The sequence below is a fragment of the Helicobacter pylori SA37A genome, assembly GCF_000476015.1.
Taxonomy (GTDB): domain Bacteria; phylum Campylobacterota; class Campylobacteria; order Campylobacterales; family Helicobacteraceae; genus Helicobacter; species Helicobacter pylori_DB.
On sequence record NZ_CBOO010000003.1, the window covers coordinates 78709 to 98539 of the forward strand.

Consider the following 19831-nt stretch of genomic DNA (forward strand, 5'->3'; position numbering starts at 1 on the left):
CTTTATAGAATTTGTTGTGGAGACTGGCTTATGAATAATGTTTTTGTTAAGGGTTTGTTTTTTTTCTTTTATTGTTTGGGTTTTTTTTGAAAGCCTCAGAAAGCCCAAACGCTACTCTTAATCCATCTAAAGAAAGTATTTCTGTTGAAGAGCAAAAGCGTTTTGGAGGCGTTTTAGTTTTTGCAAGAGGCGCTGATGGATCGAGCATGGATCCGGCTTTAGTAACTGATGGCGAAAGCTATGTGGCAACGGGCAATATTTATGACACGCTTGTGCAGTTCAAATACGGCACCACAGAAATTGAACCGGCCTTAGCGACAAGCTGGGACATATCCCCAGATGGTCTTGTATATACCTTTCATTTACGCAAAGGGGTTTATTTCCACCAAACGAAGTATTGGAATAAAAAAGTAGAGTTTAGCGCTAAAGACGTGCTGTTTTCGTTTGAGCGTCAAATGGATAAGGCTAAACGATACTACAGCCCGGGGGCTAAAAGCTATAAGTATTGGGAAGGCATGGGCATGTCTCATATTATCAAGAGCATTGAAGCTTTAGATGATTACACGATCAAATTCACGCTTAATGGGCCAGAAGCTCCGTTTTTAGCTAATTTAGGCATGGACTTTTTGAGTATTTTGAGCAAAGATTACGCTGATTATTTAGAACAAAACAATAAAAAAGACGAGTTGGCTAAAAAACCTGTTGGGACAGGGCCTTTCAAATTCTTTTTGTGGAATAAAGATGAGAAAATCATTTTGGTTAAAAACCAGGATTATTGGGGGCCTAAAGCGTATTTAGACAAAGTGGTGGTGCGCACCATTCCTAATTCTTCCACTCGCGCCTTGGCGTTAAGAACCGGCGAAATCATGCTCATGACTGGGCCTAATCTCAATGAAGTGGAGCAATTAGAAAAACTTCCTAATATCGTGGTGGATAAAAGCGCCGGGTTGTTGGCGAGTTGGCTTTCATTGAACACGCAAAAAAAGTATTTTAACAACCCTTTAGTGCGTTTAGCTATCAATCATGCCATCAATGTGGATGATTACATCAAGGTGATTTATGAAGGTTTTGCTCAAAAAATGGTCAATCCCTTCCCGCCCACCATATGGGGTTATAACTATAATATCAAACCCTACGAATACAATTTGAAAAAGGCTAAGGAGTTACTGAAACAAGCGGGGTATCCTAACGGCTTTAAAACCACCATTTTTACCACTTCCACTCGTAACCCAAAGGGAGCGGTGTTCATACAAGCGAGCCTGGCTAAAATTGGCATTGATGTGAAAATTGAAGTGTATGAGTGGGGGGCTTATTTGAAAAGAACGGGCCTGGGCGAACATGAAATGGCGTTTGCAGGCTGGATGGCAGACATTGCGGATCCGGATAATTTCTTATACACCTTATGGAGCAAGCAAGCTGCTTCAGCCATACCCACTCAAAATGGTTCCTTTTATAAGAGCGACGCCTTTTCCGATCTGCTCATAAAGGCTAAACGGGTTTCGGATCAAAAAGAGAGGGAAGCCCTTTATTTAAAGGCTCAAGAAATTATCCATAAAGATGCGCCCTATGTGCCTTTAGCCTACCCTTATTCAGTGGTGCCGCACTTGTCTAAAGTCAAAGGCTATAAAACGACCGGAGTGAGCGTGAATCGCTTCTTTAAAGTGTATTTAGAAAAATAAAAGGGGTTGTATGCTGAGTTTTATCATCAAGCGTATTTTGTGGGCGATCCCCACGCTGTTTGGAGTGAGCATTATCGTGTTTATGATGGTGCATTTAGTGCCAGGAGATCCGGCGTTAGTGATTTTAGGCGAAAAGGCCAATCAAGCCGCTATTGACGCTTTAAGGGAGCAATTTGGCTTGAATAAGCCCTTGATAGAGCAGTATTTTTTCTTTATCAATAATGTGTTGCATGGCAATTTTGGTACTTCTATCATGACTGGTGAGCCTGTGATGCATGAGTTTTGGCAACGCTTCCCAGCTACGGTGGAATTGGCTTTAATCGCTTTGTTTATGGCTCTTGTTTTGGGTATTAGCGTTGGCGTGTTAGCTGCGATCAAACGCTATAGCGTGTTTGATTATTCCAGCATGACTTTCGCTTTAGCCGGGATTTCTATGCCGGTGTTTTGGCTAGGGCTTATGCTGATTTATATCTTTAGCGTGCAATTGGGGTGGTTGCCTGTTTTTGGGCGTTTGAGCGATGTGTATTATTTAGATGGCCCCACAGGTCTTTATTTGATAGACAGCCTGATCGCAGGAGATTATGGGGCGTTTGTGGATACGATCAAGCACTTGATTTTGCCCAGCATTGTGTTAGCCACGGTTTCTACCGCTGTTATTGCCAGAATGACTCGTGCGAGCATGGCAGAAGTGTCTAAAGAAGATTATGTGCGCACCGCTAAAGCTAAGGGGTGTAGCTCCTTTAGGGTGATTTTTGTGCACACTTTGCGTAACGCGTTAATCCCTGTAACGACCATCGCAGGCTTGATGCTGGCCGGGCTTTTAGGGGGGAGCATGATAACTGAAACGGTTTTCTCATGGCCTGGGATTGGTAAGTGGATCGTTAATGCGCTCAACCAACGCGATTTCCCCATTATCCAGTCCATGTCTTTGATTATTGCCATGATGTATATTGGGGCTAATCTCTTAGTGGATATTTTATACGCTTTTATTGATCCTAGAATAAGGTTGTCATAATGGAGTCTTTTAGAGAATTTATCCAACAATTCAAAAAAAATAAGGCAGCGGTCGTTGGGGCATGGATTGTGCTTTTATTGGTAATTTGCGCTGTTTTTGCGCCCCTTTTAGCCCCGCATGATCCTTATGTGCAAAACGCGCAAGATCGCCTTTTAAAACCTATATGGGAGCATGGAGGGAACGCTAAATACCTTTTAGGCACCGATGATTTGGGGCGCGATATTTTGAGTCGCTTGATCTATGGGGCCAGGATTTCTTTAACCATAGGGATTGTGTCTATGGGGATTGCGGTCTTTTTTGGCACGATATTAGGGCTCATAGCGGGGTATTTTGGAGGGAAAACAGATGCAATTATCATGCGTATCATGGACATCATGTTCGCTTTGCCCTCTATTTTATTGATCGTGATTGTGGTCGCTGTGTTAGGGCCTTCACTCACTAACGCCATGCTCGCTATTGGGTTTGTGGGGATTCCTGGATTTGCAAGATTGGTGCGCAGTTCCGTGCTAGGCGAAAAAGAAAAAGAATACGTGATCGCTTCTAAAATCAATGGCTCTTCGCATCTTCGTTTGATGTGTAAGGTGATTTTCCCTAATTGCATTATCCCTTTGATCGTGCAAACGACAATGGGTTTTGCTTCCACGGTTTTAGAAGCGGCCGCGCTGAGCTTCTTAGGTCTTGGGGCCCAACCTCCCAAACCTGAATGGGGAGCGATGCTGATGAATTCCATGCAATATATCGCTACCGCTCCTTGGATGCTTGTTTTCCCTGGGGTGATGATTTTTTTAACGGTCATGAGTTTTAATCTGGTAGGCGATGGCATCATGGACGCTTTAGATCCTAAACGGGCCTCTTAAAAGGAGCTTGCATGATTTTAGAAGTTAAAGATTTAAAAACTTATTTTTTCACCGATAAGGGCGTGAATAAAGCAGTGGATGGCGTGAGTTTTGGCTTGAAAAAGTCTCAAACGCTCTGTATTGTAGGGGAGAGCGGGAGCGGGAAAAGCATCACTTCGCTTTCTATTTTGGGGTTGATTGAAAAACCGGGTCAAATTGTGGGGGGGAGCATTCAATTTTTAGGGCAGGATTTGTTGCAACTCAAAGAAAAGCAGATGCAAAAAGAAATCAGGGGCAAGAAAATTGGCATGATCTTTCAAGAGCCTATGACAAGCCTAAACCCTTCCTACACGGTGGGGTTTCAAATCAATGAAGTGTTGAAAATCCACCACCCAAGCCTTAATAAAAAAGAACGCTTAGAAAGGGTGGTCTATGAGTTAGAGCGCGTAGGCATTCCCCATGCCGGGGATAAATACCACGAATACCCTTTCAATCTCAGCGGAGGGCAGCGCCAAAGGGTGATGATCGCTATGGCTATGGTGTGTGAGCCTGAAATCTTGATCGCTGATGAGCCGACGACAGCGTTAGATGTAACCATTCAAGCGCAGATTTTAGAATTGATGAAAGAATTGCAACAAAAAAAAGGCACTTCTATTTTGTTTATCACCCATGATTTAGGCGTGGTGGCGCAAATCGCTGATGAAGTGGTGGTGATGTATAAAGGGCATGTGGTGGAGCAAGCGAGCGCGAAAGAGCTTTTTGCTGATCCAAGACACCCTTATACCAAAGCTCTTTTAAGCGCGATCCCTAAACCGGGCAAAGAATACCGCAAAAAACGCTTAGAAACCGTGGATGAAAATGTGGATTATTTGAGTTTTCCAAAGGAGTTGCGATGAAGCTCTTAGAAATTAAAGAATTGAAAAAATCCTATGCGATAGACAGGGGGTTATTCAAACCCAAGAGGATCATCCATGCACTCAATGGGATCAGTTTTGAAGTGGAACAAAATGAAGTTTTAAGCATTGTGGGGGAGAGCGGTTGCGGGAAAAGCACGACAGCCAAAATTTTAGCCGGGATTGAAAGGCAAGATAGCGGGGCGATTTATTTCAATGGTAAGCGCCATTTGCATTTTAGCAAACAGGATTGGTTTGATTACCGCAAAAAGGTGCAAATGATTTTTCAAGATCCTTATTCTAGCCTGAACCCAAGGTGGAAAGTGGGCGAGATCATCGCTGAACCCTTGCTGTTAAATTCTCATTTTTCAAAAAAAGAAATCAAAACAAAAGTGCTAGAGATCATGCAAAAAGTGGGCTTGAAATTAGAATGGATCGATCGTTACCCACACCAATTTTCAGGCGGTCAAAGGCAACGAATCGGCATTGCTAGGGCGCTCATTTTGCATCCTAGCGTGGTGATTTGCGATGAGCCTGTGTCTGCGTTAGACGTGTCCATTCAAGCGCAAGTGTTGAATTTGCTCTTGGATTTGCAAAAAGAAATGGGGCTGACTTATATTTTTATCAGCCATGATTTAGGGGTGGTGGAGCATATTAGCGATAAAATCATCGTGATGAATCAAGGGCAAATCGTAGAAACGGGGGATGTGGATAGCGTGATAAGCGCTCCAAAGCACCCTTATACGCAGAAATTACTCAATGCGGTGCCGCATTTGGAAAAATCCATGCAAAGATTTGCCAAATAAAAGAAAGGGTATTTAAGCTGTGTTTGTAGATAGCGTGGAAATCATCATCGCTTCGGGTAAGGGGGGGCCTGGAATGGTGAGTTTTAGGCGAGAAAAGTTTGTCATCAAAGGAGGCCCTGATGGGGGCGATGGGGGCGATGGGGGCGATGTGTATTTTGAAGTGGATAACAATACCGACACTCTAGCGAATTTTAGAGGCACCAAACACCATAAGGCTAAAAACGGGGCTCCAGGAGGCACACGAAATTGCGCGGGCAAAAAGGGTGAAGACAAGATCATTGTCGTGCCGCCAGGAACGCAAGTTTTTGTAGGTGATGAGTTGTGGCTTGATTTGATCACGCCTAAAGAAAGGGTGTTAGCCTTAAAAGGAGGCAAGGGGGGGTTAGGGAATGCGCATTTTAAAAGTGCGACTAAACAGCAACCCACTTACGCGCAAAAAGGCTTAGAGGGGGTTGAAAAAAGCGTGCGTTTAGAATTAAAACTCATCGCTGATATAGGGTTAGTGGGCTTCCCTAATGCGGGTAAATCCACGCTCATTTCCACCATCTCTAACGCTAAGCCTAAAATCGCTAACTATGAATTTACGACTTTAGTGCCTAATTTAGGGGTTGTGAGCGTGGATGAAAAAAGCGGATTTCTAATGGCGGATATTCCTGGCATTATTGAAGGGGCTAGTCAGGGAAAAGGCTTAGGGATTAGCTTTTTAAAGCATATTGAACGCACCAAAGTTCTAGCTTTTGTTTTAGACGCTTCTAGGTTAGATTTGGGCATTAAAGAGCAATACCAACGCTTGAGGTTGGAGTTGGAAAAATTTTCACCCGCTTTAGCCAATAAGCCTTTTGGGGTGTTGCTCAATAAATGCGATGTTGTAGAAAACATTGATAAGATGGCTAAGGATTTTTGCGCCTTTTTAAATTTAGAAGTGCAAAAATTAAACGCGTTTGATTTAGAGCCGTATTTGGGGTTTTTACACCCCCATTTAACCAGTGATTTTGAAAATGACCCTAATGAACAATCAGCACTTTTTGTCTTGCCCCTTTCAGCAATTAGCGCTCTTAATACGCATGCGCTTAAATTTGTGTTGTTAAAAGCGTTACCCTAAAACGCTATTTTTAAACCATTCAAATAAAGGCGAGGAATGAAAAGATTTGTTTTGTTTTTATCACTCATGGGTGTTTGCGTTTGCGTTCAAGCTTACGCCGAGCAAGATTACTTTTTTAGGGATTTTAAATCTAGAGATTTGCCCCAAAAACTCCATCTTGATAAAAAGCTCTCCCAAACAATACAGCCATGCACGCAACTTAACGCATCAAAACACTACACTTCTACCGGGGTTAGAGAGCCTGATAAATGCACAAAGAGTTTTAAAAAATCCGCTCTCATGTCCTATGACTTAGCGCTAGGTTATTTGGTGAGTAAGAATAAGCAATACGGCTTAAAAGCTATAGAAATTTTAAACGCTTGGGCTAAAGAGCTTCAAAGCGTAGACACTTATCAGAGCGAGGATAATATCAATTTCTACATGCCTTATATGAACATGGCTTATTGGTTTGTCAAAAAGGCATTTCCTAGCCCAGAATACGAAGATTTCATTAAGCGGATGCGCCAATATTCTCAATCCGCTCTTAACACTAACCATGGGGCGTGGGGGATTCTTTTTGATGTGAGCTCTGCACTAGCACTAGACGATCATGCCCTTTTACACAATAGCGCTAATCGGTGGCAGGATTGGATATTTAAAGCCATAGATGAGAATGGGGTTATTGCTAACGCGATCACTAGGAGCGATACGAGCGATTATCACGGCGGCCCTACAAAGGGCATTAAGGGGATAGCTTATACCAATTTCGCGCTTCTTGCGCTAACTATATCAGGCGAATTGCTTTTTGAGAACGGGTATGATTTGTGGGATAGTGGAGCCGGAAAAAGGCTCTCTGTGGCGTATAACAAAGTTGCAACATGGATTTTAAACCCTGAAACTTTCCCTTATTTCCAGCCTAACCTTATCGGGGTGCATAACAACGCCTATTTCATTATTTTAGCCAAGCATTATTCCAGCCCTAGCGCAAATGAGCTTTTAAAGCAAGGCGATTTACACGAAGATGGTTTCAGGCTGAAACTCCGATCGCCATGAGTTTTTCTGTATTCAAGATGATAGCGATAGCCATGCGCTTTAATCTTTTGATGAATGGTTCAGAAAGTTTGTTTCAGTCAGCATTATTTACAAAAAGAGTTTAAAATAAACGCAATTGTATCTCTTGAGTCGTCTTTAGAGTGCAAATGATTATCAAAATGAATCGTTTTAGTTGTAAGCGTGCTTGTTTACACTAAAATAATAAGCGTTATTGATAAGACCACATTAAAGGATAATGAATGAAAAAAATGGTTTTGGTATCGGTTTTACTAGCAGGGTTTTTGCAAGCGGTGAATTTGGATTTATCTTCGGCTAAGCTAACATGGACAGCCTTTAAAACTAAGGCTAAAACACCAGTAAATGGGAGTTTTGAAAGCATCACTTATAAACTGGGTAAATCTCAAGATAGTTTAAAAACCCTTTTAGAGGGAGCGAGTGCGAGCATGGATAGCCTGAAAGTCAATTTAGGCGATGACACTAAAAACAAAAATGTTAAAGAAGCTTTTTTCGCTCTTTTTAAAAACACTAACATCAAAGTAACTTTTAGAAATGTGATAGAGGGCGATCATGCAGGTTCTCTTACGGCTTATGTGAGGATGAATGAAAAGCTAGTGAAAGTGCCTATGCAATACACGATTGCTGAGGATAAGCTCGTGGTTAAAGGGGTCTTGGATCTATTGAATTTTGGCTTGAAAAACGAATTAGCGAGCTTGGCTAAACGATGCGAGAGTTTTCATGAGGGCTTGACTTGGTCGCAAGTGGAAATCCAATTTGAAAGCATGATTAAGGGATAATGTAAAATCATGGAGTTGTTGCACAGCATTAATGATTTTAATGAAGCCAAGCAGGTGATCGCTGGGGGGGTCAATTCGCCTGTGAGAGCGTTTAAGAGCGTTAAAGGCACTCCACCCTTTATTTTAAAGGGTAAGGGGGCGTATCTTTATGATGTGGATAACAACCATTATATAGATTTTGTGCAAAGTTGGGGGCCTTTGATTTTTGGGCATGCTGATGAAGAGATTGAAAAAAATATTATTAATGCATTAAAAAAAGGCACTTCTTTTGGCGCTCCCACAGAGTTAGAAACCACTTTAGCTAAGGAAATCATTTCTTGTTATGAAGGCTTAGATAAGGTGCGTTTAGTGAGTAGCGGCACGGAAGCGACCATGAGTGCAATACGACTCGCTAGAGCTTTTAGCCAAAAAGACGATTTGATCAAGTTTGAAGGGTGCTATCATGGGCATAGCGACTCTTTGTTGGTGAAAGCGGGTAGCGGGTGCGCCACTTTTGGATCGCCTTCTTCTTTGGGCGTGCCGAACGATTTTAGCAAACACACTCTAGTGGCTCGTTATAACGACTTGAACTCCACAGAAGAATGCTTTAAAAAAGGCGATGTGGGTTGCGTCATCATTGAACCCATTGCTGGGAATATGGGGTTAGTGCCAGCTCAAAAAGAGTTTTTACTAGGCTTAAAGGCTTTGTGTGAAAAATACCAAGCGGTGCTGATTTTAGATGAGGTGATGAGCGGGTTTAGAGCGAGTTTGAGCGGTTCGCAAGAATTTTATGGCGTTGTGCCGGATTTGGTAACCTTTGGTAAGGTGATAGGCGCGGGGCTTCCTTTGGCGTGTTTTGGGGGGCGTGCGGAAATTATGGACTTGCTCTCACCCATTGGAGGCGTGTATCAAGCAGGCACACTAAGCGGTAACCCTCTAGCGGTGTGCGCGGGGTTGAGTGCGCTTTATAAAATCAAAAGAGACAAAACCCTTTATACCCGCTTAAACGCTTTAGCCATTCGTTTGACTCAAGGTTTAAAAAAGAGCGCTCAAAGTTATAACATCGCTTTAGAGACGCTCAACAGAGGGAGCATGTTTGGCTTTTTCTTTAACGAAAATGCGGTGTGCGATTTTGATGACGCTTTAAAAAGCGACACGGAGATGTTTGCAAAATTCCACCAAAAAATGCTCTTTAAGGGCGTGTATTTGGCATGTTCAAGCTTTGAAACCGGCTTTATTTGTGAGCCTATGACTGAAGAGATGATTGATTTGGTGGTTGCAAAGGCTGATGAAAGTTTTGATGAAATCATAAAAGGCGTGTGAATTTTTGAAAAAGCCAAAGTATTATAAATTCATAGAGGGGGCGAATTATTTGAGCTTGGGGCTTTCTATGGTGGTAGCGATCCTTATGGGCGTGGCTATAGGCTATGGGCTTAAAAAGCTCACTCACATTTCGTGGCTTTTTTGGCTTGGGGTTATCTGGGGCGTGTTAGCGAGCTTTCTCAATGTCTATAAGGCTTATAAAAACATGCAAAAAGACTATGAAGAATTAGCCAAAGACCCTAAATACACACAAAATAAAACAAAATAAATCCAATCAAATCCCATGTGCCAAATCCAATGCTTGCTTATTTTACTTTCTATCAATGTAGTTAGTGCGATTATCGTTTATTTTTTCCAAGCGTTTCAAGGGGTTTTGAATTTTGAAGGGGGGTTTTTAGGGTTTTTTATTGTGGCGTTGTCTTCGTATTATGGCGTTAAAAAGCGTTTGGATTTAAGGAAACAAAATTCAGGAGAAAAAGAAGAAAAGCAAAAATTTCAAAAATTCGCCCTGGGTTTGGAAATGTCTTTCAATGTGTGGCGTTTAGGGGGGTATGGGGTTTTACTAGGCATTTTAGGAGCGCTTTTATTCTTGCATCTTTTTAATGGGTTAATCTTTCTTATCGGCGTGTTTGTGATCTCGCTCTCTAGCGCGTTATTACGATTTTTAAACAATAATGGTAAGTTTTGACACAAACTCACATGGATTTTAACCCCTTTAATTCTCTTTTAATTTCTAATCCTATACAATAAAAACAAAAATGGGAGTGGATCTTGAAAACAAAAAATCCCGCTAAAAGAATCCTAAAAACCGCTGTGATTCAAATGCAATCCAAACCCTACGCCTTAAATGAAAACCTGCAATTAGCGCTCAACCTAGCCAAAGAAGCCCACAACAAAGGCGCGAATCTCATTGTTTTGCCGGAATTGTTTGATAGCGGTTATTGCGTGAATGATAAAGACGCAGAGTTTGGGATAGATTTTAAAGCGATAGAGCATGGAAAGGAAACGCTAAAAAACGAGTCGTTGAGCGCGTTAAGTAATTTTGCAAAATCTAATAAAGTGCATCTAGTGGCGTGTAGCATTGAAAAAACGAATAAAAAACTTTACGATAGCACTTATATCATTCCACCAAAAGGAAAAATCGTTGGCAAACACCGTAAAATCTATTTGTGGGGCGATGAAAAATCGCGCTTTAGAAGGGGTAAAAAATACGAGGTTTTTACGCTGGATTTTGGGGATTTTAGCACGAAAGTGGGTTTGCAAATTTGCTATGAAATCGGCTTTGGCGTGGGCGCGAATCTTTTAGCGTTACAAGGGGCTGAGATTTTAATTTATCCTAGTGCGTTTGGCAAAGCTAGGGCTTATAATTGGGATTTATTGAGCAGGGCTAGAGCGTTAGAAAATGGCTGTTTTGTGTGCGCGTGCAATCATAGTGGGGAAGAAACTAACGCTCAATTAAAACAAACGCTAGAATTTGCCGGTGATTCAAGAATCATCGCGCCCAATGGGAAAATCATCGTGCAAGCCACCAAGCTTAATGAAGTCATTATCGCTGAAATGGATTTAAACGAAGTGGCGTTGCAACGCCAAAAAATCCCTTATTTACAAGATTTTGACACCAAACTCACCAAAAAGGGGTTTGGAAAATTCACTTAAAAAGGAGCGATTATGGCAAAAGAAATTTTAGTGGCTTATGGTGTGGATATTGATGCGGTGGCTGGTTGGTTAGGGAGCTATGGTGGGGAGGATTCGCCTGATGATATTTCGCGCGGGCTTTTTGCGGGTGAAGTGGGGATCCCACGGCTTTTGAAATTGTTTAAAAAATACCATCTTCCTGCGACTTGGTTTTCGCCGGGGCATTCTATTGAAACTTTCCCTGAGCAAATGAAAATGATTGTGGATGCAGGGCATGAAGTGGGCACGCATGGGTATTCGCATGAAAACCCTATCGCTATGACGGCCAAGCAAGAAGAAGATGTTTTGTTAAAAAGCGTTGAATTGATTAAAGATCTCACCGGCAAAGCCCCCACAGGCTATGTGGCGCCGTGGTGGGAGTTTTCTAATATCACTAATGAATTGCTTTTAAAACACGGCTTCAAATACGACCACTCGCTCATGCACAATGATTTTACGCCCTATTATGTGCGCGTGGGGGATAGTTGGAGCAAGATTGATTATAGTTTGGAAGCCAAGGATTGGATGAAGCCTTTAATCCGTGGGGTGGAAACAAATTTAGTGGAAATCCCTGCGAATTGGTATTTGGACGATTTACCGCCGATGATGTTTATCAAAAAATCCCCCAATAGCTTTGGTTTTGTAAGCCCGCACGATATAGGGCAAATGTGGATCGATCAATTTGATTGGGTTTATCGTGAGATGGATTATGCGGTGTTTAGCATGACAATCCACCCTGATGTGAGCGCCCGCCCGCAAGTGTTGCTCATGCATGAAAAAATCATTGAGCATATCAACAAGCACGAGGGCGTGCGTTGGGTAACATTCAATGAAATCGCTGACGATTTCTTAAAACGAAACCCCAGAAAAAAATAGCGATAACGCCAAAAGATTTTTGGCGTTTGATTAAAAGGTTGGAAGATGTGCGTTTTATGCGGGGAGCTTATCAGTTCTTTTCACTGGAGTGATGAAAATTATGGGAGCGATGAAAATTTGAGAGAGCCAAATGCGCTTATTAGCGCGAATGAAAACGCCAGAGAACGCAAAAGAGCACGGCTCAAACGGGTGGGGTTGCTCAATCAAATTCTGGCGTTTTATGGGCTAAAAATTGATGATTGGCAAGGCACGAAGTTTGTGCTGTGTGATAAAAAAGGGCAGAGCGTGATCGTGAATGATTTAGGCGATTTGTGGGGTAAGGCGCAAAACTTAGCCAAAAAAGAAATGGACGCTCTGGATTCTAATCTGTTAGCGTTTTTAAATCAAAACCCACACGCCACTCGCTGATGCCTAAAATCCCTATCACGCTCATCACCGGTTTTTTAGGCAGCGGTAAAACGAGTTTTTTAAGCGAATATTTAAACCAAACAGATCACCAAGGCGTTGCCCTTATTATCAATGAAATCGGTCAAGCCGCTTTGGATCAGCGCATCTTAAGCGTTCAATATTGCGGTGAAAAAATGCTCTATCTTAATGCAGGGTGCGTGTGTTGCAACAAACGCTTGGATTTAGTGGAGTTTCTAAAAGCCACGCTCAACAACTATGAATGGCGCGGCGAAATTTTAAAGCGTATCATCATTGAAACCACCGGTTTAGCCAACCCGGCACCGATTTTATGGACGATTTTGAGCGATGTTTTTTTAGGGGCGCATTTTGAAATTCAAAGCGTGGTGGCTTGCGTGGATGTTTTGAATGCTAAAACGCATTTAACCAACAACGAAGCTAAAGAGCAAATCGTTTTTGCTGATAGCGTTTTATTGACCAAAACGGATTTGCAAAACGACAGCAGGGCTTTAATCAAATTAAAAGAGCGGATACAAGCCCTTAACCCTAGCGCAGAAATTTTTGACAAGAAAAATATAGATTACGAAAGCTTTTTTTTACGCAACAATAGGGCGCGAAATTTTATGCCAAGAATGCCAAAAGATTCGCACTCGCAAGGCTTTGAGACTTTAAGCATCAGGTTTGAAGGGGCGATGGAGTGGAGCGCGTTTGGGATTTGGCTGAGTTTGTTGTTGCATCAATACGGCACACAGATTTTACGCATCAAGGGGATTATTGACATTGGAAGCGGCTTTTTGGTGAGTGTTAACGGCGTGATGCATGTCATTTACCCGCCTAAGCACATTTTAAAGGATCAAAACGGCTCTAATCTCGTTTTTATCATGCGCCATTTAGAGCGTGAAAAAATCTTAAATTCATTAGAGGGTTTTAAGCATTTTCTCGGCATTAAGGGTTTTGAAACCCAATAATTTTTCTATTTATTGGCTGTTTGCATTTTGATAGGGAAAAGAACGATAAAGCTTAAAACCAAACACACCCCACAAATAACAAAAATCAAAACATAGCCCAAATCCCCTAAAAAGATCGTAAAAAGATACGAGAAAAGCGCTTGGAAAATGCCAAAAGAAAACACCACCCACGAAGACGCTTTAGCGAAATGCTTCGCGCCTGCAATTTTTAAAGCCATCATGCTGAATAAATTGATATTGGCGGTTGTGGCCGCTCCCATTACAAAGATGCTCAAATTGAGTAAAGAGATTTGGTGGAAAAAAATGGGTAAAAAGCATGCGATAGATTTTAAAATAAGGATAAAGATATTGGCGTTTTTAGCCCCTAGCTTTTGAGCCATGGGGCCACTGATTAAAGAGCCAAGCGTAGCACCAAAACCAAAAAATGCCCATGAAGTTCCAGCGATAGTGGGGGAGATATTTAAATGACGGATCAAATAATCCACCCAAAAAAGCGTGTGCGGTAAAAAACCAATCGCATTGAGCGCGCAAGAAATGAGCAATAACCACAAATGAAAGGGGATTTTAAACGCGCTTTCTTCTTTTTTAACGGATCTTTTCCTTAAAGAACGGGTTTTTAACCCCACTAAGGAAAGGATAAAGGCTATCAGACAACTGCCCCCTAAAAAAATCCATGCCCATTTGATATTATAAGAGCTGATCCAAGGCAGAACAAACCCGCTAAAGACAGATCCAATGCCTACAGCGCTAAAAATAAGCCCCCCCACTAAGGCTTTTTTATGTTCTTTGACATAAGGTAAAGAGAGAGGGGCGACTAAAATCATTAACGCGCTGCTAGCCACACCGGCGATAAAACGCCAGATCCAAAGCCAAAAGAAAGGGATACTATCAAAATAACAGACTAAAAAACTCAAAGCGATTAAGCCAAAACTGATTTTAGCGATGCTTTCTAATGACATTAACGGGCTTAAAAATTGGATTAAAAAACTCCCAAAAACATAGCCCATTAGCACCGCAATACCCAGTTGGAAGCTTTGGTGTGGGGTTAAACTCCCTGATAAAATGAGTAGGGGGATTAAAACCACATAGCCAAAACGAGCCAAGCCGTTAGACACAAAAACCCCTAAAAAGCAAACAAACACGCGCATTTTAATCCTTAACAAAGTTATAAAAAAACAAGATCTTATATTATATTGAAACTTGTTAATTGATAGTGCATAATGGGAGCGAGATGAGAATAAATTTAAGGATTATCCTTTTATCAATACCCGTATCGCTAAAGAGACCCCACGATTGAATGAAAAAAGAGTTGGTTATTAGCGTTATAGAGCTTGCTTCAAAAGCGCTTCATAAAAACAAAAGGCTTCTACTAGAATAAGGCTTCTTTGCGGTGGTTTTCAATTGATGAAACAGAGATTTAACTATGGGCTAGGTTTAAAGGAGAGCATCACTGAATAGCATAAAAGCGTTTTTTTGTCATTTTGGAAAAATTTTGCCATTTTTTTACTTTTTAGCGCTTTTTGTTTGGTGTTAGCCTAATAAAAAGGCTTTTAGCATTTTTTAAGATTAAATAGTAAAGAGCTTGATTTTGCCGTAATCTCTTTAAAAAGCACTCTTTTGGGGCGTTTGCCCCTTATGAGTGAGAAAGTTTATTTCTTGTGAGCGAAATTGTGTGGGTTGCCTTTATCCCCAACATAAGCGATTTTGTCGCCTAAAATGTCATAAGCTTGACCAAAGCCTTTCACAAAACGCCCTTCTTTGAAATCCAGTGCGATCAAATGGAAATCTTGCATGGCGCGAATGGTTTTAATGCCCCCAGCACCACCGGTTTTTTCAATGAAAGAATCAAACGCTTTGTCAAACTCCGCCCCTCTTTCAATAAAACGAGCGTTGGTTTTATAACGCAAGCGTTTCCTCAAAATAGCTGATTTAGCCTTGCTCTCGTCTTCTAAAAACATCACTTCCACATTGTGGGGGTTGTTTTTAAGGCCGGCAAAATGCTCAGCCACTTCGCTCACATAAATGTAGTATTGTTTGCCATCGCTCATTAAAGGCGCATAAGAGCATACCACATGCCCATTAGGGTGTAAGGTCGCTAAACAAACAGAATCAAAGCTTTCTTTAAAAGCCTTAACTTCTTCTTCCACGCCTTTTAAATCATGGGTTTTTTCCACGCTTTGACACAATTCAATGATAGCGTTTTTGTAATCTTTTGGGTCTTTAACTTCGTGGTTAAATTCAATCCTTAAGGTTTGATTGTGGTTATAACCAATCACAATGCCTTGAGAATCCACGCTTTTAAAGGCGACATTTTCAGCGTGATGGACTTGCCTGAATTTTTTCAATAAACCTTTCATGTCTTCTACATGGTGAGCGTTCATGTGTTCTATAATACGATTAAGCAAAACATTCTCCTTATTTTTTAAAAATAATGAGAATATTATAATCAAAAAAACTAATTTTGAGCTTAATCTTTAGCGGAAATTTTGGTTTTGATTTCTATGCCTAAAAGTTTGAAAGCGTTAGTTAAACTCAAGCTCACCATTAAACAAATTTTTAAAAGCTCCTTAGCTTTAGGGGTGTCTAAGATTTTGCCAGCGTTATAGAAGCGGTGGAATTCTGAAGCGAGGGTTTTTGCGTATTCGCACATTTTTTGCAAGCCGTATTCTTCAAAAGAAGATTCAATTGCTTTAGGCAAGCTTAAAGCGCTAAAAAGCAGGTATTTTTCTTCAGCGTTTAAATTTTTTAAAGGGGTTTGCAAGATCTCTTCTTTAGAGAAAGGCGATTTTTCTAGCATGGTGTGAATGCGCGAATTAGCGTAATGGATATAGTAAATGGGGTTTGAGCTGTCTTGCTTTTTTAAGGTATTGACATCAAATTCTAAATGGGTGTCAAGCCGTTTGCTTAAAAAAATAAATCTCAAAGCGTCCTTACCCACATCATCAACCACATCTTTAATCAAAATGAAATTACCCGCTCTTTTACTCATCTTGTAAGGCTCGTTATCTTTGAGCAAGCGCACCATTTGAGCGAGCAAGACTTCAAGCTTGTTGGAATCATAGCCCAAAAACTTAAGGCTGGCTTTCACTCTAGCGATATAGCCGTGGTGGTCCGCCCCCCAAATGTTGATGTATTTGGTGTAATTTTGCTTGAATTTTTCATCATGATAGACAATATCGCCGGCCAAATAAGTGCAGCTCTTATCTTCTTTAATGAGCACCCGATCGCTTTCATCTTGGTAGAGTGAAGATTTGAGCCAGATTTTAGAATCCTTTTCATAAAGGGCGTTCGCTTTTTCTAATCGTTCAAACACCGCATCTTTATGTTTAAAAATTTCTTTTTCGCTCGCATAGGAATCAAAATGAATGCCTAAAGCGTCTAAATTATCCTTAATTTCTAAAAGCATTAGATCCTTAGCATAGCCGCTCAAAACTTCAATGATCGTTTCTTCATTTTCTTTAAAAAGGCTTGGCTCTAAATCGTTGTTCGCCTTTTTAGCGATTTCAATGATGTATTCGCCTTTGTAAAAGACTTCTGGGTAAGTTACGCTTTCTCTTAAAACATGCTCTCTGTAAGCGAGCCATACCGAAAGTCCTAGCAAGCGGATTTGAGATCCCATGTCATTGACATAATATTCGCACAAAACTTCATGCCCTAAAAAGCGAGCGATTTTAGCCAAACTATCGCCAAACACCGCCCCTCTAGCATGCCCTATGTGTAAAGGCCCTGTGGGGTTAGCGCTCACAAATTCTAAAAAGATTTTTTGAGAACGTTCGCTTTTAACTTGAGAGCCAAATTTTTCTTTCAATTCTAAAGCTTTTTGGGTGAAACGCTCTAAAAAATCTAAAGAAAGCGTGAAATTGATATAGCCCTTACAAGCCACTACGCTGTCAAAAAACCCTTGAGTTTTTTCGTGCGTGCTGATTTTAAGGGCTAACTCTTCAGCGATAACTAAGGGCGATTTTTTAAAAACTTTGGCGAGATTGAAAGCAATGGGCGTAGCGTAATGCCCATGCTCTCTGTCTTTAGGGTATTCAATAATGACTTCAGCTTCTAAAATCTCTTCTAAAACGCCCTTAATGAGAGTGTGCATGTTCAACTTTCTTGTTTGCTTTTAATCTCGCTACTCTCATGCACTTTGGTTTGCGTTGCTTGAGCGTCTAGGGTTTTTGGCTCGTTTTTAGCTTCTTCTTCATCGTCTTTCACGGCTTTTTTGAAATTCTTAATCCCACTGCCTAAACCTTTAGCCAACTCTGGGATCTTTTTAGCCCCAAACAACAACACAATCACTAATAAAACAATGACCCAATGCCATATACTTGTGAATCCGCCCATATTCTACTCCTTAAACTATTGGTTGGTTTTTTCTTGAATTATAGCTTTTTTAAAAAATAATTGATAGGTTTTATAAGGATTCGTTTTTCCAAGCCTTGCATATTTTTTCAAAATTAAACGCTTTTAAGCGATGGACTAAAGTTTTTGCGATGCTTAAGATGATTTCTTTGGATTTTTCTAAATCTTCATTGATGATGAGGTAATCAAAGCTCTCCAAGCACTGCATTTCTTTATAAGCGTTGATCAAGCGCTTTTCTATCGTCTCTTTAGAATCCGTCCCCCTTAAAAGCAAGCGCTCTTTTAAAATTTCTTGGTTTTTGGTGCTAATAAACACTGAGCATGCGTTAGGGTAATGCTTTTTAAGGATCTCATGCCCTTGCACGTCAATATCAAAAATGACGATTTTGCCCTCTTTTAAGGCTTTTTCTACAGGGATTTTAGAAGTGCCATAGTAGTGGTTATGCACGATCGCCCATTCTAAAAACTGCCCTTTTTCTATGCCTTGTTTGAATTCTTCTTCGCTGACAAAATTATAATGCAAGCCATCAACTTCGCCCTCTCTGGGCTTCCTCGTGGTGGTGGAAAGGGAAAAATGGGTTTTTGGGATTTTTTCTTGCAAATACTTTGTAAGGGTGCTTTTACCCGCTCCGCTAGGGCCTGAAAGGATGAGTAAATTAAAATCATTATGCATTAGGTTTTTTATCCTCTAAAGTGATTTTAATGCTTAAGGTTTTGTTTTCTAAAAGGCTTTTTAAGGACTCTTGATTGAGGCTTTTTAATAAATCCTGCAAATTCAAGCGCAATTCTAGGGGGCTGGAAGTTTTATCGCTTTCTTCTTTTTCTTGCGGGGTTTTTATATCGCTCTCTTTAGGGGTTTCTGTGTCGTTCTCATTATTAGGGGTTTTTGCAACGGCTTCATTCAAAAAGGGCAATTCTTCCCCCATCGCTTTAGCCATCACCGGCTCAGGAATGTCTTCAATATTTTCGTAATGATCTTCTTGGGGTTTTTCATCTTGGGTTTGTGGCGTTTCTTTTTCTTGGGTTTCTTCTTGTGGGGTTTCTTTTTCTTGCGCTTGGGTTTTTTCGGTAACAACTTCTTGGATTTCTTTATCTTGTGGAATTTCTGCGTTTTCTTGCGTTTCTTTTTTATCCTCTTGGCCGTTAGAGTTTTCTTGGATTTCTTTGACTAATTCTTGCATGGCCTCTAATTCTTGCGCGCTTGGGGAATCTTGTGTTTCTTCTTGTTTTTCCTCTTTAATTTCTTGCGTTTCTTCTTTGATTGGCTCTTGTTCTTTGACTTGCTCTTCTTGCGTTTCTTCTTTAGGGATTTCTAATTTTTCTTGCGTTTCCAACTCTTTAGAAACTTCTCCATCTTTAGAGGTTTCACCCTCTTGCGTTTCATCATCTTTAGGCTTTTCTTCTTCTTGGGGCATTTCTTTAATCTCTTCTTTTTCTTCTTCTTGGGGCATTTCTTTAATCTCTTCTTTTTCTTCTTGCACATCTAAAGTGGGGAGTAGTTGCTCTTCATTATTAGGCTCTTCTTTGGCGAGAGCTTCTAAATCGCCTAAATTTTCTAACTCGTCCCAATTGGTCTCTAAAACTTCTTGAGTTGGGTCTAAATTCTGGCTAGGTTCTAGCTCGCTTATGTTAGAACCAAGCTTTTTTTGAAGGATTTTTAAAACTTCAGTGGGTAAAAAAGGTTTTTTGATTTTCACCTCAAAGCCTTCTAAAAAGGGCTGTGCTTCATTGCCCTTTTTATACATGCACACGCTGTTTTTATTTTGAGAGATGATTTCTTTTAATTCTAGCCAATCCACTTGATCTAGTTTTTCCAAACATTCATCATCGGCTATCAAAAGCCATTCTGGATCTTTTTTAAGGTGCACGGATAGCTCTTGATAGTGGTTAAAATTTTCTATAGGCAATTCTAATTTCTTAGAGACACTCTCAAGCAGCTTTTCAATCATGGGGTTTTGGTTGAATAGAATCATTTTCATTTTAGGGACTCCTTATTTTATTAAGAAACGCTTCTTTAAGCCTATCAATTTTTATCGCTTTTTTTAAATCTTTTATTATAATCAAAAATCCACTTGGTTGGTTGTTTTTATCATGAG

The 19831-nt window shown here is 40.7% G+C and carries 20 protein-coding genes and 1 pseudogene; 15 read left to right on the forward strand and 6 right to left on the reverse strand.

Annotated elements, in window-relative coordinates; genetic code table 11:
* The first annotated feature begins 30 nt into the window (after positions 1-30).
* The 15 genes and pseudogenes from QT76_RS02395 (at position 31) to QT76_RS02465 (ending at position 13382) form a co-directional block, all read left to right on the forward strand.
* Positions 31-1679: pseudogene (locus tag QT76_RS02395) on the forward strand (ABC transporter substrate-binding protein).
* Positions 1680-1689: 10 nt separating this feature from the next.
* On the forward strand, positions 1690-2694 hold the full coding sequence (locus QT76_RS02400) for an ABC transporter permease (protein ID WP_000947996.1): 1005 nt from the start codon (positions 1690-1692) through the stop codon (positions 2692-2694).
* Positions 2694-3551: an ABC transporter permease gene (locus QT76_RS02405; protein WP_024117840.1), complete on the forward strand. Its 858-nt coding sequence runs from the start codon at positions 2694-2696 to the stop codon at positions 3549-3551. Before QT76_RS02400 ends, QT76_RS02405 begins: the two co-directional genes overlap by 1 nt.
* 11 nt (positions 3552-3562) lie before the next feature.
* Entirely contained in the window at positions 3563-4426 is an 864-nt protein-coding gene (locus QT76_RS02410; protein ID WP_050578747.1) for an ABC transporter ATP-binding protein, read from the forward strand.
* Positions 4423-5229, forward strand: a complete 807-nt coding sequence (locus tag QT76_RS02415) for an ABC transporter ATP-binding protein (RefSeq protein ID WP_000770450.1) — start codon at positions 4423-4425, stop codon at positions 5227-5229. The genes QT76_RS02410 and QT76_RS02415 overlap by 4 nt, the downstream gene beginning before the upstream one ends.
* 19 nt (positions 5230-5248) lie before the next feature.
* Positions 5249-6331, forward strand: a complete 1083-nt coding sequence (gene obgE, locus QT76_RS02420; RefSeq protein WP_033616444.1) for a GTPase ObgE — start codon at positions 5249-5251, stop codon at positions 6329-6331.
* 36 nt (positions 6332-6367) lie between these two features.
* Positions 6368-7363: an alginate lyase family protein gene (locus QT76_RS02425; protein ID WP_033616445.1), complete on the forward strand. Its 996-nt coding sequence runs from the start codon at positions 6368-6370 to the stop codon at positions 7361-7363.
* A gap of 239 nt (positions 7364-7602) precedes the next feature.
* Positions 7603-8157, forward strand: a complete 555-nt coding sequence (locus QT76_RS02430) for a YceI family protein (protein ID WP_000738955.1) — start codon at positions 7603-7605, stop codon at positions 8155-8157.
* Between the two features lie 9 nt (positions 8158-8166).
* Positions 8167-9459, forward strand: a complete 1293-nt coding sequence (gene hemL, locus QT76_RS02435) for a glutamate-1-semialdehyde 2,1-aminomutase (RefSeq protein ID WP_033616446.1) — start codon at positions 8167-8169, stop codon at positions 9457-9459.
* 4 nt (positions 9460-9463) lie between these two features.
* A complete protein-coding gene (locus QT76_RS02440; protein ID WP_000743087.1) occupies positions 9464-9727 on the forward strand; it encodes an AtpZ/AtpI family protein in 264 nt (87 codons plus the stop codon).
* A 15-nt stretch (positions 9728-9742) separates the two neighbouring features.
* Positions 9743-10147 (forward strand): hypothetical protein, encoded by a 405-nt coding sequence (locus QT76_RS02445; protein ID WP_033616447.1) that lies wholly within the window; start codon positions 9743-9745, stop codon positions 10145-10147.
* Positions 10148-10230: 83 nt separating this feature from the next.
* Positions 10231-11115 (forward strand): carbon-nitrogen hydrolase family protein, encoded by an 885-nt coding sequence (locus QT76_RS02450; protein ID WP_033616448.1) that lies wholly within the window; start codon positions 10231-10233, stop codon positions 11113-11115.
* A gap of 12 nt (positions 11116-11127) precedes the next feature.
* A complete protein-coding gene (locus tag QT76_RS02455; protein WP_033616449.1) occupies positions 11128-12009 on the forward strand; it encodes a polysaccharide deacetylase family protein in 882 nt (293 codons plus the stop codon).
* A 45-nt stretch (positions 12010-12054) separates the two neighbouring features.
* Positions 12055-12417, forward strand: a complete 363-nt coding sequence (locus tag QT76_RS02460) for a hypothetical protein (RefSeq protein ID WP_033616450.1) — start codon at positions 12055-12057, stop codon at positions 12415-12417.
* On the forward strand, positions 12417-13382 hold the full coding sequence (locus QT76_RS02465) for a CobW family GTP-binding protein (protein ID WP_033616451.1): 966 nt from the start codon (positions 12417-12419) through the stop codon (positions 13380-13382). The genes QT76_RS02460 and QT76_RS02465 overlap by 1 nt, the downstream gene beginning before the upstream one ends.
* A 5-nt stretch (positions 13383-13387) precedes the next feature.
* On the opposite strand, the gene QT76_RS02470 is transcribed toward QT76_RS02465, so the two are convergent.
* The 6 genes from QT76_RS02470 to QT76_RS02495 all read right to left on the reverse strand — a co-directional run bounded on the left by QT76_RS02470 (position 13388) and on the right by QT76_RS02495 (position 19714).
* A complete protein-coding gene (locus QT76_RS02470) occupies positions 13388-14530 on the reverse strand; it encodes a YbfB/YjiJ family MFS transporter (RefSeq protein WP_033616452.1) in 1143 nt (380 codons plus the stop codon).
* A 501-nt stretch (positions 14531-15031) separates the two neighbouring features.
* The gene (locus QT76_RS02475) at positions 15032-15787 is read right to left on the reverse strand and encodes a HugZ family heme oxygenase (protein WP_033616453.1); all 756 of its coding nucleotides are present in this window, start codon (positions 15785-15787) and stop codon (positions 15032-15034) included.
* Between the two features lie 62 nt (positions 15788-15849).
* On the reverse strand, positions 15850-17475 hold the full coding sequence (argS, locus tag QT76_RS02480) for an arginine--tRNA ligase (protein ID WP_033616454.1): 1626 nt from the start codon (positions 17473-17475) through the stop codon (positions 15850-15852).
* Positions 17476-17477: 2 nt separating this feature from the next.
* On the reverse strand, positions 17478-17717 hold the full coding sequence (tatA, locus tag QT76_RS02485) for a twin-arginine translocase TatA/TatE family subunit (RefSeq protein WP_000508588.1): 240 nt from the start codon (positions 17715-17717) through the stop codon (positions 17478-17480).
* 70 nt (positions 17718-17787) lie between these two features.
* The gene (gmk, locus tag QT76_RS02490) at positions 17788-18408 is read right to left on the reverse strand and encodes a guanylate kinase (protein ID WP_000551229.1); all 621 of its coding nucleotides are present in this window, start codon (positions 18406-18408) and stop codon (positions 17788-17790) included.
* The gene (locus QT76_RS02495) at positions 18401-19714 is read right to left on the reverse strand and encodes a putative sodium/potassium/calcium exchanger (RefSeq protein WP_033616455.1); all 1314 of its coding nucleotides are present in this window, start codon (positions 19712-19714) and stop codon (positions 18401-18403) included. The genes gmk and QT76_RS02495 overlap by 8 nt, the downstream gene beginning before the upstream one ends.
* Between the last annotated feature and the right edge of the window lie 117 nt (positions 19715-19831).